The 14,874-nt window shown below is 36.7% G+C and carries 11 protein-coding genes; 2 read left to right on the top strand and 9 right to left on the bottom strand.

Annotated features, from left to right (window positions below; translation table 11 throughout):
* Positions 1-2: 2 nt before the first annotated feature.
* Both H0Z36_RS07030 and recJ read right to left on the bottom strand, forming a co-directional pair.
* Positions 3-2,186, bottom strand: a complete 2,184-nt coding sequence (locus tag H0Z36_RS07030) for a bifunctional (p)ppGpp synthetase/guanosine-3',5'-bis(diphosphate) 3'-pyrophosphohydrolase (RefSeq protein ID WP_296864892.1) — start codon at positions 2,184-2,186, stop codon at positions 3-5.
* Entirely contained in the window at positions 2,164-4,977 is a 2,814-nt protein-coding gene (gene recJ, locus H0Z36_RS07025; RefSeq protein WP_296864890.1) for a single-stranded-DNA-specific exonuclease RecJ, read from the bottom strand. Before recJ ends, H0Z36_RS07030 begins: the two co-directional genes overlap by 23 nt.
* Positions 4,978-5,128: 151 nt before the next feature.
* On the opposite strand from recJ, the gene H0Z36_RS07020 reads away from it, so the two are divergent.
* Positions 5,129-5,341 carry a DUF896 domain-containing protein gene (locus H0Z36_RS07020; RefSeq protein WP_296864888.1) on the top strand — a complete coding sequence of 71 codons (213 nt, stop codon included), beginning with the start codon at positions 5,129-5,131 and terminating at the stop codon, positions 5,339-5,341.
* Between the two features lie 26 nt (positions 5,342-5,367).
* On the opposite strand, the gene H0Z36_RS07015 is transcribed toward H0Z36_RS07020, so the two are convergent.
* The 7 genes from H0Z36_RS07015 to H0Z36_RS06985 form a co-directional block, all read right to left on the bottom strand.
* Positions 5,368-6,078, bottom strand: a complete 711-nt coding sequence (locus H0Z36_RS07015; protein WP_296864886.1) for an ABC transporter ATP-binding protein — start codon at positions 6,076-6,078, stop codon at positions 5,368-5,370.
* The gene (locus tag H0Z36_RS07010) at positions 6,071-6,847 is read right to left on the bottom strand and encodes an ABC transporter ATP-binding protein (protein WP_296864884.1); all 777 of its coding nucleotides are present in this window, start codon (positions 6,845-6,847) and stop codon (positions 6,071-6,073) included. Before H0Z36_RS07010 ends, H0Z36_RS07015 begins: the two co-directional genes overlap by 8 nt.
* Entirely contained in the window at positions 6,799-7,896 is a 1,098-nt protein-coding gene (locus H0Z36_RS07005) for a branched-chain amino acid ABC transporter permease (protein ID WP_296864882.1), read from the bottom strand. Before H0Z36_RS07005 ends, H0Z36_RS07010 begins: the two co-directional genes overlap by 49 nt.
* A gap of 15 nt (positions 7,897-7,911) precedes the next feature.
* Positions 7,912-8,784, bottom strand: a complete 873-nt coding sequence (locus tag H0Z36_RS07000; RefSeq protein WP_296864880.1) for a branched-chain amino acid ABC transporter permease — start codon at positions 8,782-8,784, stop codon at positions 7,912-7,914.
* An 84-nt stretch (positions 8,785-8,868) separates the two neighbouring features.
* Positions 8,869-10,014: an ABC transporter substrate-binding protein gene (locus tag H0Z36_RS06995; protein ID WP_296864878.1), complete on the bottom strand. Its 1,146-nt coding sequence runs from the start codon at positions 10,012-10,014 to the stop codon at positions 8,869-8,871.
* 215 nt (positions 10,015-10,229) lie between these two features.
* Positions 10,230-11,606: a sigma-54 dependent transcriptional regulator gene (locus H0Z36_RS06990; protein ID WP_296864876.1), complete on the bottom strand. Its 1,377-nt coding sequence runs from the start codon at positions 11,604-11,606 to the stop codon at positions 10,230-10,232.
* The gene (locus H0Z36_RS06985; protein WP_296864873.1) at positions 11,599-13,518 is read right to left on the bottom strand and encodes a transporter substrate-binding domain-containing protein; all 1,920 of its coding nucleotides are present in this window, start codon (positions 13,516-13,518) and stop codon (positions 11,599-11,601) included. Before H0Z36_RS06985 ends, H0Z36_RS06990 begins: the two co-directional genes overlap by 8 nt.
* 249 nt (positions 13,519-13,767) lie before the next feature.
* Between H0Z36_RS06985 and H0Z36_RS06980 the strand changes: the two genes are divergently transcribed.
* On the top strand, positions 13,768-14,865 hold the full coding sequence (locus H0Z36_RS06980; protein WP_296864871.1) for a PRK06851 family protein: 1,098 nt from the start codon (positions 13,768-13,770) through the stop codon (positions 14,863-14,865).
* Positions 14,866-14,874 lie beyond the last annotated feature (9 nt).

Below are 14,874 nucleotides of genomic sequence, written 5' to 3'. Positions count from 1 at the left end.
TCTTATTCACTCCTTACTTCACCTGGTAAAACACGCCGTACTTCTACGACATCCTTTACTTTTCTTATTCTCTGCATAGCAGCATATAAACGCTCGATATCTTTAATTTCCAGTTTAAGATTAATTACTGCTTCGTCATTTTTAGTAACCCGTGAATAAACGGAATTGATATGAATTTTCATATCAGCAATTACTGTCATAACATCAGTAGTCAAACGATCACGGTCATAAGCTTTCACTTCAATTTCTACATTAAACATTCCTCTATCATCTGACCATTCTACCTCAATAATCCGGTCAGGCTCATTTTTAAGATAATTCTGCAGATTAGGACAATCCTGACGATGAACAGAAACCCCACGGCCTCTAGTTATATATCCAGCTACCCTATCTCCCGGCAGAGGATTACAGCAGCGGGCAAGCCTAATAGCTACATCATCTACTCCTTTTATCCGTAAAGCAGCGGTATCGCGGTTCCTAGTAACTGTCCTCTGGTTAACATTTGCTAGCTGAATTATATCTTCAACATGGGTACCCGGAAAAAACAATTCTTTCTGGCGGTTTACCACCTGATTAGGAGTTATAGCTCCATCCCCTACAGCAGCTAAAAGATCGTCAGCACTATTTAAATTAAACTTTTTAGCTACCTCGGTAAGCTTTGCTTCTTTCATAAGTTCTCTGGGATCAAAGTGCTTCCTCTTAAGTTCTTTCTCTAAAATATCCCTTCCTCTAATTATATTGCCTTGCCTTTTTTCCCGGTTAAACCACTGTTTAATTCGGCTTTTAGCAGTTGAAGTTTTTACAAAGTTAAGCCAGTCATAGGTCGGTCCCGGAGAATGTTTTGAAGTTATAATCTCAACTATATCACCATTCCCCAGGGGGTAATCAAGAGGAACTATTCTGCCGTTAACCTTTGCTCCTATGCATTGATGCCCTACTTCAGTATGCACCCGGTAGGCAAAATCCACTGGACACGCTCCTTTAGGAAGCTCAATAACTGCTCCCTTAGGAGTGAATACAAAAACTGTATCATCAAAAAGGTCAATCTTAAGAGACTCCATAAATTCCCGGGTATCTTTGACATCCTGCTGCCATTCTAAAAACTGCCTGAGCCAGGAAAGCTTTTCATCGAATTTTTTCTCTTTCGGATTATCCCCCTCTTTATACCTCCAGTGGGCAGCAATTCCATACTCAGCAGTACGGTGCATTTCCCAGGTTCTTATCTGCACCTCAAAAGGTTCTCCCCCTTTGCCTATTAAAGTAGTATGCAAAGATTGGTACATATTTGGTTTAGGGGTTGCAATATAATCCTTAAATCTTCCAGGAAGAGGCTTCCACATAGTGTGGATTATTCCCAGAACACCATAGCAATCTCTTACATCATTTACTATAACCCTTATTGCAATCTTGTCATAAATCTCATCAATATCTTTATTTTGTTTTACCATTTTTTTATAAATACTGTAAATATTCTTAGGCCTTCCTGCAATATCAGCTTCAATGCCTATTTCCCCTATTCCTCTTCTAATCTGTTCAATCAATTCATGAACATATTCTTCTCTTTCTTTGCGCTTTTGTTTTAATCTTTTAGCAATTTCATAGTACATTTCTTTATCAAGATAATAAAAGGCTAAATCCTCGAGCTCCCACTTTATCTTAAAAATCCCTAGCCTGTGCGCTAAAGGAGCAAAAATCTCCAGGGTTTCACGGGCAATTTCCTTTTGTTTTTCCTCACTTTGATGGTAGTGCAAAGTGCGCATATTATGAAGACGATCGGCCAGTTTTATCAAAATAACCCTTATGTCTTTAGCCATAGCAATGAACATCTTGCGCAGGTTTTCCGCTTGGGCATCCTCTTTAGATTTGAAATTTATACGACTGAGCTTAGTTACTCCATCAACTAAAAGGGCAATTTCCTCGTCAAACTCATCTGCGATATTAAAGTAAGTAAGATGGGTATCTTCAATAACATCGTGAAGTAAAGCTGCAGCAATTGTTTCTACATCAAGTTCCAAATCAGCCAGAATAAGTGCTACTTCTACCGGGTGAATGATATAAGGCTCTCCCGATATCCTTTTTTGTCCAGCATGAGCTGCCTGAGCACAGTTATATGCCCTTTCAATCAGTTCAATATCTGCATCGGGAGCATATGATTTTATTTTTTCAATTATTTTTTCCGGGCCCATTATCATCACCACGCCAAAATCTGATTATCTCACTCTTGAACTCACAAAACGCTTTCTTCTCTGCCAATCCCTCTAAATAATAAGGAGAATCAGAAATATCAATTTTAGAAACATTCGGTTTAATAAGCTTTATTTTCATAATATTACCTTTTTTTCTGATCTGACACAAGCCTAGATCAATAAGAATATAAAAAACAGGAATTAAATCAGAAGGTTTCATCTCTCTCGCAACAAAATTCGAAATATCTGCTGCCAGTTTATCTATTTCAAAACAGAGCGGATTTTTTCCAGCTTGCAACAAATAAACCAACACTTTTTTAACAGTATCAAGATCGGGATAATTTCTTTTTAAAAAATCATCATGTTCATATATTTTTTCCGGATTAAAAAGTGCAATAGACCTAACCTCGTCTGCTGCAACAATCTGTTCCGTAACCATCAAAGCCTCATAAATATTTAAAGGCATATCGGCAAAAACCAATTCGTCCAAACCATAAACAGAAATTCCTGCTGCCCCATCGGTCAATAATACTCCCTTATCACCGTAAGAAAAACCACGGCGCAGCCCTTCCCGTATCCTTAGATTATCTTCTCCTGCTTCTATCAATAAATCAGGAATCTTTTCTTTCCACAGTTGAACAGTGCTTTTGCGGTTAGTATACATTAAAACTTTTTTAGGTTCTGTATATTGCCAATCCTTCATCCATTTTATATTAAAAAATCGCTTCTTCTTCCTTTCATCAAAGTGCATAAGGGTATAGCCAGAATCAAAACTTCCTTTTAACATGACCTGAATAATAAGGGGCAACCTATCTAAATCTCCTTTTTTAACCATATAGTCAAAAAAGGCCTTGGTCATCAAAAAAATCTTATTGTTGCCATCTATAAGTCTCTTTTTTATCTCATTTCTTTTTTCTAAAGATATTCTCCCATGAAGCTCGCATAATACCTCCGATTTAAAAAATAACTCCAGCTGAATTTTATGCTTTTTCAAAACCCTGTAAGTAGGATAAAGTAAAATAACCGGTTTTTGCTTTTTTATCTCAGCCAAACATTTTTCAACAATATCAATATTTGACTTAAACCTATCAGGCAATAAAAGAAGGTTGTCCGGCAAAAAAGAAGGCTTCATTTCTTTTATTTTAAGCTGAATGCTCTTATTCCCTCTAAACTCATTATAATCAAGGGAAAAAACTAAATCATGATAACATTCCTTCCAGGGAAGCTCAAAAAAATCAGGTCTGCCAAAAGCAACTGCTGAAAATTCCCCTGGGGTTAAATTAATTTTCGCATGTTCCTTATCTTTGCCTACCAAATTAATCGAGGCAATTTCCATTCTTCGGAACATAAAATAAGGCACATCATTTCCTTCCCCATACGGTTTAAGCATTTCCAACTCATCCAAAAGCTTACAGCTTATATCTTCAGGTTGTAATTCATAGTCAATCAAACAAAAAGATTCAAATGAAGATTCAGTAATATTTGTTTCAGCCCAGGCATGTAATTTATTTTTAAAAGCATTAAATTTATCCTTCTGTATACTAAAGCCTGCCGCCATTCTATGTCCACCAAAATGAATAAGCTCAGAACTGCATGATGATAAAGCATCATATAGGCTTATATCCTCTATACTTCTCCCTGAACCTCTTCCTTTATCTCCTTCCCATGATATCAATATAGCCGGTCTGTTATATTTTTCACATATGCGCGCAGCAACAATGCCTATTACACCATGATGCCAGTTTTCACCGGCAACTACAATTATTTTTTCTTTAGAGAGGTCAACTTCATTTTCAATCTTTAAAACTGCTTCTTTTCCAATACTTTCTTCCAAACTCCTGCGCTCATTATTTAAATTGCATAACATTTCAGCCAGTTCATTACATTTATCCTCATCATCACTCAAAAACAGCTCAATACTTTTATCAGCCTTATCAAGCCGGCCTGCAGAATTGATGCGGGGAGCTATAATAAAGCTTAAATGCCAGGGAGTAATATCCTCTTTATCAGCCAGGCCGGTTTTATTTAAAAGGGCTTTTAACCCCGCATTTCTAGTAAATTTAAGCCTTTTCAACCCTTCCTTAACTATAATCCGATTATCACCTGTAAGGGGCATAATATCAGCCACAGTAGCTAAAGCAGCCAATTCCAGCCAATCATGAGCTTTATCCCCTACTAAAGCCTGAGCTAATTTAAATACTACCCCGGCTCCTGAAAGGTTAAAAACATCTTCAATTACATCCAGTTTAGGATTTATAATAACCTCAGCCTCAGGTAAAACTGAAGGAGGAGTATGATGGTCAGTTATTATAACATCCAGCCCCATCTCTTTTGCTTTTTCCACTTCTTTAACTGAACTTATTCCACAGTCAACACTTATAATCAGGTTATAACCTGACTCTGCCAGCTTAACAACTGCTTCTTCATTCATTCCATACCCTTCAGTAAAGCGATCCGGGATATAATAATCCGCCTTACAGTTCAAATATTCTAGGCACTTAAGCATAATTACCGTACTGCATACCCCATCTACATCATAATCGCCATATACTACAATCTTTTCCTGACTTTCTACTGCTTTTTTAATCCTTACCACTGCTTCATTTATACCCTTAATATCATAAGGAGAAATCAAATCTTTAAGTCCGCCAAACAAAAATTTACGGGCTTTCTCTTCGCTGTTAATTCCTCTTTGAGTAAGCAAAGCTGCAAAAGGCAATGATATATCGAGTTTATTTTTTAAAACTTCTGCGTCTTTATAGTTAAAACTTTTTAATTGCCAAACCGCCATTTTTCCTCCTGCATATTACTTTAATAAAATTAAAATTAACTCAAATTATAAAATTCATTATAACTAAAATTCAGCATTTTTGGTGGATAATTTTCTTTTTTTATTATAGACTTTCGAGTATACAGAAAATTTTAAGCTAAGGAGGACAATAATGATAAACAATAACAATGAAAATGAACCTAAAATAACTGAGGAGAAAATAAAACGCATAAACGAACTGGCACACAAAAAGAAAAATGAAGGCTTAACAGAAGCAGAATTAGAAGAGCAAAAACAGCTTTATGCTGAATTCTTAAACAATATCAGAAAACAAGTTGAAGTTCAGCTTTTCGCAGCAGGATTTTCTAAAAAAATAAAAAACTAGACCCCATCAAAGCGGGGTCTAGTTTCCTAACCTTCTCCTAAATAAGCTTTCCTCACTTCATCATCGGTACGCAGTTTTTCAGCTGTATCACTTAAAACTATGTTTCCTGTTTCTAAAACATATCCGCGGTGAGCAATACTTAGTGCCATATTAGCATTTTGCTCGACTAATAGAATAGTAAGCCCATCCTTTTCATTCATTTCTTTTATAAAAGCAAATATTTGTTCAACTATTATCGGAGCTAAACCCATAGAAGGCTCATCCAACATTAATAGCTTAGGTTTACTTAAAAGAGCCCTTGCAATCGCCAACATCTGCTGCTCACCGCCTGATAAAGTGCCTCCTAACTGGGTTTTTCGTTCTGCTAATCGCGGGAACATATCAAATACTTTTTTCATATCTTTTTTTACACCGTCACTGTCATTGCGGAGATAAGCTCCCATTTTCAAGTTTTCTTCCACCGTAAGTTCAGCAAAAATTCTCCTTCCTTCTGGGACCTGTACAATCCCTCTTTTTACAATTTCATCTGTACGACATTTTATAATTTCTTCATCTTCAAATTTTATACTTCCTTTGCGATTTTTTATAAGTCCAGAAATAGAATTTAAAGTTGTGCTTTTTCCCGCCCCGTTACTCCCAATAAGGGTAACAATTTCCCCTTTATTTACCGTAAAGCTTATCCCTTTTAGAGCATGAATAGCACCATAATGAGCATTTAAATTCTTAACTTCAAGCATTTGCTTCCCTCCCCTGCTGTCCTAGATAAGCTGCAATAACCCGTTCATTACGTTGAATTTCTTCGGGAAGGCCTTCGGCAATCTTTTCACCATGATCTAAAACAGCTACCTTATCCGAAATTTTCATGACCATTTTCATGTCATGTTCAATCAAGAAAACAGTATAACCACTGTCGCTGATTTGTCTGATAATTTTCATCATATTTTCTTTTTCCGTCGAATTCATCCCTGCCGCCGGTTCATCCAAGAGCAAAAGCTTAGGTTCAGTAGCTAAAGCCCTGGCAATTTCGACCTTGCGCTGATCCCCGTAAGGTAAATTAACCGCAATTTCGTCAGCATATTTATCCATTCCTAAAAACTCTAACTTTTCCATGCACTTTTTTTCTACTTCCTTTTCTTCAAACCGGGCAATAGGAAGCTTCGCCAAAGCCCCCCATATTCCGGTTTTAGTTCTGCAATATTGTCCAACCTTCACATTGTCTAAAACTGTCATAGATGAAAATAGCCTTATATTTTGGAAAGTACGGGCAATTCCCAGCTTTGTTATATCATAAGGCTTATATCCTTTTAAGGGTTTACCCATAAAAGTAATACTACCTTCGGTAACATCATATATACCTGTAATCAAATTAAAAAATGTAGTTTTACCTGCTCCGTTTGGTCCGATAAGGCTTACAATCTGGCCTTCTTCCACTATCAGATCAACATTAGAAACCGCCTTTAATCCTCCGAAGGCTTTAGTAACTTTCCGAGCTTCAAGAATTGCCATGATGGTTTTTTCCCTCCTCTCAGACTGGTCATACTTATCATACCTTCCGGTCTTGCAATCATCATAATAATCAAGAGAAGCCCATATATAGCAAAACGATAAAGTTCGACTGTTCGCAGCATTTCCGGTAATATAGCCAGTATGGCAGCTCCCACTATAACTCCAGGAATACTTCCAATACCACCTAAAACTACCATCATAAGCATAGTTACTGATTCTAAATAAGTATAGCTATCGGGATTGACATAATGTATATAGCTGGCAAATATCGATCCTGCTATACCTGCCAAAGCAGCTCCCAGGGTAAAAACCAGTATCTTAAGATATGAAGGCTTAACTCCCATAGCCTCTGCCGCTATTTCATCATCCCGAATAGCAATCAGACCTCTTCCCAATCTCGAATTTAAAAGGTTATAAGAAATGATGACTGTAATTACCACCATAAGGTATATAAAATAATACCAACTTATATTATCATTAAAAACAAAACCAAAAATACTTGGGGAAGGAATTCCCGGTATTCCCGCAGGTCCCCTGGTTATGTCTCCACCATTTATAAGGGCCAGCCGTACAATTTCTCCAAAACCTATAGTAGCAATGGCTAAATAGTCCCCTTTAAGACGCAAGATAGGAACCCCCAGCAGGAAGCCAAAAAGTCCTGCAACTACAAAACTTAAAATAAAAGCTAACCAAAAATTTAATCCTAAGGAAACCGTTAATAAAGCTGTAGTATATGCTCCTATTGCATAGAAGGCAGCATGTCCAATAGACAACTGTCCCGCGAAACCTATAATGAGGTTTAAGCTTAAAGCCAAAATAATATATATACCCACTATCAAAATTGTTCGCAAAAGATAAGGATTTCCTGCAGTAAGCCATGGTAAAGCTATCAAAAATATTCCAAACCCCCCCAGCAAATAACGGCGCTTTTTCTCCTCAAGCGATGTAACCCAGAAAGTCACTTGATCGAACAACATCGATAAAAATTTAACTACGATATATAAAACTAGTGCAGCTATAGTTAAGTTAAGTAAAACCTTAAAAAACATTACTAAAACACCCCCTTAAACCTTCTCCTGTGTAACTTTGCCCAGTATTCCTGAAGGTTTAATAAGTAGTATGAGTATAAGGATAATAAAGGCAATCCCATCCCTAAACCCTGATGAAATATAAGCTGCACCTAAACTTTCACTTATTCCCAAAACCAGTCCTCCCAGCATTGCTCCAGGAATAGAACCTATACCACCCAAAACTGCAGCAACAAATGCCTTAAGTCCAGTCATAAATCCCATCATAGGATAAACAGCCTGATAATACATTCCTACCAGAATTCCGGCTGCTGCACCTAAGCTGGAACCAATCGCAAATGTTACATAAACCATACGGTCGGTATTAATTCCCATAAGCCTTGCAGTATTCATGTCCTGGGCAGTACACCGCATAGCTATACCTACCTTAGTCTTGTTAACCAGGAGATGTAATAAGATCATGAAAATAATTGTACATACTAAAATAATTACTTGCAGGGTTGTAAACTTAAGTCCTAAAATAGAGTAGTTGTGCATGTCTATCAAAACTGGGAAGGTATTAGTCTGAGGCCCCCAAACCAACATAGCAAAATTTTCAAATAAAATAGCTGCTCCTATAGCGGCCAAGAAAAGATTAATTCTGGGAGCATCAAAAAGCGGTTTATAAGCAAGTCTTGAAAGTAAAATCCCTACGATAGAAGCTCCGGCCATACCTACTAAAAAAGCTACAATAAGCGGAGCATTGAATAAAGTCACACTAGATAAAGCAAAAAAGGCACCGATCATAAATATATCTCCATGAGCAAAGTTTATAAGCCTTATAATTCCGTAAACCATTGTAAAACCAATGGCGGTGAGGGCATAAATACTGCCTAAAGCAAGTCCGTTAACCAGCTGTTCACCAAACAAAACTACCCCTCCTTTTTAGATTATTAAGGGCGGAGATATCCAGGTCTTTATTCCTCCGCCCCCTTTAAAACACCGCTTTATAGCCTACGGCTGTAATTCATCCGGCACAAACTTGCCGTTTTTAACTGTAAGTATGATTATAGAACGGTTATTTTCTCCTCTTGAATCAAAGGTTATCGGACCAGCTACACCCGGGAAGTCTTTTACTTCTCTAAGATATTTATAAACACCTTCGCGGGTAGCTCCGTTAGTTTTGATACCTTCCAAAATCATCTTGGCTGAGTCATAAGCTAAAGCAGCATAAGTATCAGGTTCTACACCATATTTTTCTTTGAATTTAGCTACAAATTCTTTGGTTCCAGGAAATTCAACATCCGGGTGGAAGAATCCGGTAAATCTGATGCCTTCTACTGCATCTCCACCTAATTTAATAAGCTGTTCAGAGCTTATTCCTTCAGTTCCTAAGATGGGTATATTAAATCCGATTTCCTTCATCTGCTTTGCAATTAAAGCACATTCAGTATAATATCCAGCCATAAAGAGAAGTTCAGGATTAGTCTTTTTTATCTTTGTAAGCTGAGCCTTAAAATCTTTAGTCTGTCCTTCAAAATAGGTTTCAGAAGCAGTTACAGTTCCGCCTAATTCTTTAAACTTTTTGGTAAAGTCATTATTTAACCCCATACCAAAGTCATTGGCTGTATAAATAACTGCAACTTTTCTTACTCCCAGCTTATTATAAGCATATTCGGCAAGCTGATAAGCCTGATGAGTATCGGTAAGTGAAATTCTAAATACATGAGGAGTTTTTCCATCAGTAATCTGTTTGTTAACTGAGTCAGTTATAACTGGAATACCTGCGCTTTCATAAATTTCCCGAGCTGCTAAAGTACAGGAACTATTCCAGTGACCTATAACTGCAAGCACATTAGGATTAGAGGCAATTTTCTGAGCAACATTAGGAGCTTCTTTAGGATTTCCGATGTCATCTTCCACTTGAAGTTTAACCTGGCGTCCATCAATTCCTCCTGCTGCATTGACTTCCTCAATCGCAAGCTTAATAGCCTTTACCTTCATATCGCCAAATTGAGCTGAATCACCTGTCATAGGGTTAGCACTGGCAATAATTATGTCACCAGCATCTTTTCCTCCTTGTTGGCCTTCCCCACATCCAGCGGCTAAGCTGAAAAGCATAGCCAAAACTACGAATAACACCAGACCTTTTCTCTTCATATAACACCCTCCTTAAAATTTTATAAATTTTACTTCTCGCTACACTATCAGAGCAAAATATGTGCCAAAATCTCCAAATACTAATTTATCTAGCTTTGATAATTAAGTATTGAATAAACATTAAAAAAAGCAGCAAAATATGCCGCCTTTAAAAAAATAAAGCGGCACAAAATTCCTCTAAAGAGGAAATTTGTCCGCTTGGTAATAACCAGTTTTTAATCCATTAAATCACCATTTTCATAATAATTTTTTAGTTTATTGCGAAGGGTTCGTTCACTTATTCCCAATAACCGAGCAATTTCCTTCTTTGGTCTATTTAACTTGGCCAAATTAAGCAGTATAACTTTGCGTTCAACCTCATCTAAAGGTTCTCCATACCTAATAGTTATAACTTCTTCCTCTTCTTTTGAATAATTAGCTTCTTCTATATCCTCAAAAATATAACCAGGAAGATCTGATATTTCTATAACATCTCCTTCACTTACCGCACAGGCCCTTTCCAGTATATTCTCAAGTTCTCGGACATTACCCGGATAATTGTAATGTTCCAAAACAATCATGGCAGCAGGGCTTATATGCTTGGGATTTTGTCCCAATCGTGCAGCAAACTTTTTAAGGAAAAAACTGACCAGCAAAGGTATATCTTCTTTTCTTTCTCGTAAAGGAGGAAGCTTTATCTCTATGACATTAAGACGGTAGTATAAATCCTGCCTGAAATTACCTTTCTTTACTTCCTCTTTTAAGTCTTTATTGGTGGCAGCAATAATTCGGACATCTACTTTACGCTGCTCCCTGGAACCTAGCGGAGTTACCACTTTATCCTGCAATACCCGTAAAAGTTTAGCCTGTAGCCCTAACTCCATCTCTCCTATCTCATCTAAGAATAGAGTTCCCTGATTAGCTAAAAGGAATTTGCCTTCATAACGGCTAACTGCGCCAGTAAAGGCACCTTTTTCATAACCAAAAAGTTCACTCTCTATCAGATTATCAGGTAAAGCCGCACAGTTAACCACCTGAAACGGCTTATTCCTCCGTATTCCCAGAGTATGAATAGCCCTTGCCACCAATTCTTTCCCTGTCCCGCTTTCTCCGGTTATTAAAACAGTAGAGTCAATATCCTTTACTTTATTTACCAGTTCAAACACTTTGCGAATTGATGAGCTGCTTCCTACAAAATTTAAAGAAGTATCAGCCAAAGTTTGATTATCCTTTTTTTCCATTTCCCGGTTAGCTTTAGTTTTTTGTACCGCTTGACTTAAATATATTTCCAGTTCATTTAAATCGACCGGCTTGGTTATATAATAAAAAGCCCCCATTTTTACCGCTTCAACTGAATTTTTAATAGAGCCATACGCAGTAAGAATTATAACCTCCAGTGAAGGATACTCATGCTTTATCGTTTTCAATATATCAAGCCCGTTTTCTTCCCCTAAACGCATGTCTAAAAGCACAGCATCCACATTCTCTGATTTAAGTACTTTAAAAGCTTCCTTGCTGTTGTGAGCAATTTTTATTTCATACTTTTCTTCCAAGGCAAAACTCAAAGCTTCACATATATTTATTTCATCATCAATAATCAATATCTTATTCACCTTTCTCACCTCCATTGCTTATACTCGAAGGCAGCCATACCTCAAATCTTACACCCTTATTCTGTCTGCTGCTTACTTTAACCATTCCTCCATTTTCCCCAACCATCTGTTTAACCAAAGCTAAACCTAAACCTGTTCCTCCTTTAAGCGAAAAAAACGGATCAAAAACTTGTTCCAAATATTCTTCAGGTATCCCATAACCGGTATCTTTTACTATTATCCGAATCCAATCATCAAAATCTACAGAAACTAAAGCTATTCTTCCTCCAGGAGAAGTTGCCTTAAAACTATTTAAAAGCAAATTCAATACTATCTGTTTTAAATGTCCGGGATCACAATAGACCTGTCCTTTAAGTCTGGTTTGAAATATTATCCCTTTTTCTTCACATCTGGCACTTATAAGTTCAACTACCGGATTTAATACTTCTTCTACTTCACATAATTCTGGTTCAGGAGTGCGGGGTTTGGCATAATCAATCAGTTCATTTATAAGTTGCTCAATACGGGCTATCTCCTGAGGAATCACCCTTAAAAGCCTATCCTGAAAGTTCTTATTTTCTATTTTAGTAGGAATTAAATCAACATAAGTCTTTATAGAAGTTAAAGGATTTCTTATTTCATGTGCGATACCTGCAGTCAAAGTAGATAAAGTCCTTAATTTCGCCTCTTCTAAATTCTTCTTAGCCAGTTCCCTTTCTGCAGTAATATCATCAATTGTCCCCAATAAGCAAACCACCTGATTTTTTTCTTCTATTACCGGATCTATCGAAATATTTAAAACTTTATTTCCCATATGGACAGTTTTTTGAATTTTGCTGTGAAAAGCAAAAATTTTTTCAATATCTTCATCCTCAAGAAATGTGAAAATCCCTATATTTCTAAAAAATTCTCCTCTTATATCTCTGCTGAACAATCGCAAAGCCGCCGGATTAGCAGTGGCTATCGTTCCATCACGATTTATGGTAATAATACCCACAGGGGTATTTCGCAAGACAGCTTCCTGCATATCTGCATAAGCCTTAATTTCAGCAGTCCGCTCCTCAACTTTTTGTCTTAAACTTTTATTTATATTTTGAAAAATAAACGCAACTGCTAAAAACAATAAAAAAGAAAATATTCCAGCAAACAGGGTAATCCTGAAATTGCGTTCTACATCAACAAAAGAGCGTCCAAACCATTTGCGGTATATCTTATCATATGTGCCTTTGCTCTTTATGCGTTTTAATCCTTCGTTAAGCATATTTAAAGTTTCCGTATCACCTTTTCTAACTACCGGACAATAGTTAGTTTTAAAAAAGGGTTCTCCAACCTCTTTAAATTTTCCAAGTTGACGCCTTTTTTCCAATACATACCATCCAGTAAGCTCATTACCTACAAATACATCAACTTCTCCATCTATTAAAGCATATACAGCCTCTTCCTGGGTAGCAAAACTGACTATATCAACCCCTTTGATCTGTCCCACCACATATGCGGAAATATCCCCACTCTGCACAGCTACTTTATGCCCAGGCAAATCTTTAAGTGAAGCAATAGTATTTACATATCTAGGTACAAAAATAGCCTGGCTGTTTACTACAATAGGATCAGCAAAATCAAACTTATTTGCCCGCTCTTTAGAATAAGTCATGCCCTGAATAATATCCACTTTGCCTTCGCGTAAAGCTTCCTGAGCTTCATACCATTCCATAGGGTAAAATTCTATGGTATAACCCTGCTCTAAAGCAATAGCAGTGATAATATCCACATTAAAACCGCGGTAATTATTATTGCTATCTACAAATTCATAAGGGGGGTACTGCTTGTCCCCTGCCACCTTAAGTATTTTTTCTAAAGCAAAAGCAGACTGATTTGATAAAATAAACCAAAATAAAGGAACAAAAATATAGTATAAGAGTCTATGTTTATTCATAATTAAATTTCCTACCACCTTATATAGTATAAAAAGATCTACAAAAACATTTTAACATACCAAATATATATCATTTATCATTTTATAAATAGCAGTTTATTCCATACTATTATCGATCATCGTGTATACATATTCCTTAAAACCCGCATTTAATCAATAATCCCTATTTTTTTTTAAACAATACCAGGAGTAAAACACATAAATTTCTCATATAAATAGCAAAAAATATATTTTAGGGAGGTATATAGATTGGCTAAAATACGACATGTCTTCCCGGGTGGAAATACCTGTCATGGTTTTTATTCTTTTTACGAATACATGACAGTTCCTGAAATCCAAAGAAAATTTATATTAAAAGGCGGTCCCGGGGTCGGTAAGTCTACATTTATGAAAAAAATCGGAGAAGACTTTGCTCAAAAAGGCTTTGCTGTAGAATATCACTGGTGTTCTTCCGATAACAACTCTTTAGATGGAGTAGTCCTAGGCGATCATCAATTTTGCTTTCTTGACGGCACTGCTCCACATATAGTAGATCCTAAATTCCCCGGGGCTGTCGATGAAATTATAAACCTCGGCCACTTCTGGGATCGGAATAAAATAGCAGCCAACCGTGACAAAATTGAAAGGCTTACTCACGATATATCCCTCTGTTTCAAACGCGCCTATATTCGGTTAAAAGAAGCCAAAATCGCATACGAAGAATGGTCTTCTTATTTTGAAGAAGCAGCAGATTTCAGCGCAGTAAAACGCAATATAAAAGGTTTAAGTGAAGATTTTTTAAGCAATATAAAAGAAACTAAAGACAAACAAAGACACCTTTTCCCGGGTGCTATCACTCCTGAAGGCTTAGTTACCAAAATTGATAGTATCATCTCAGAAGAAACCAGCATCTTCGCAGTAAAAGGAAGTCCTGGAAGCGGTATATCTCAACTTTTTACATTCATTACCGAACTCCTGGAATTAAACGAAATAAAAGCAGAAATATATCACAATCCCTTTGATCCTAAGGAAATAGACTTAATTCTACTACCGGAAAGCAACCGGGCTTTAATAAATATTTCCTCAACTATATTCGACTACGTTTCCCTGCTTCCTAATAATAAATATAAACGGCTGCTTGACTTTGACCAATTTGCCAAAAAAGCACTAATAGACTCATACACCAAACTTATCTATTCGGCCCAAGAAAGAGTAGACACAGGAATTAAAGAAGCAATCAAATTTATAAAGACAGCCAAAAAATACCATGATGAATTAGAAAGCTTTTATATACCTGCCATGAATTTTGAAGCTATAGAAGAACTGCGTCAAACTACATTAGAAGAACTTTTAAATTCTATATCTTAAGTAAACAAA

This window comes from Thermosyntropha sp., assembly GCF_017656155.1.
Taxonomy (GTDB): domain Bacteria; phylum Bacillota; class Syntrophomonadia; order Syntrophomonadales; family Syntrophomonadaceae; genus Thermosyntropha.
Note: the sequence above shows the minus strand (reverse complement) of the source record. Positions and strands in the feature narration are given on the sequence as shown.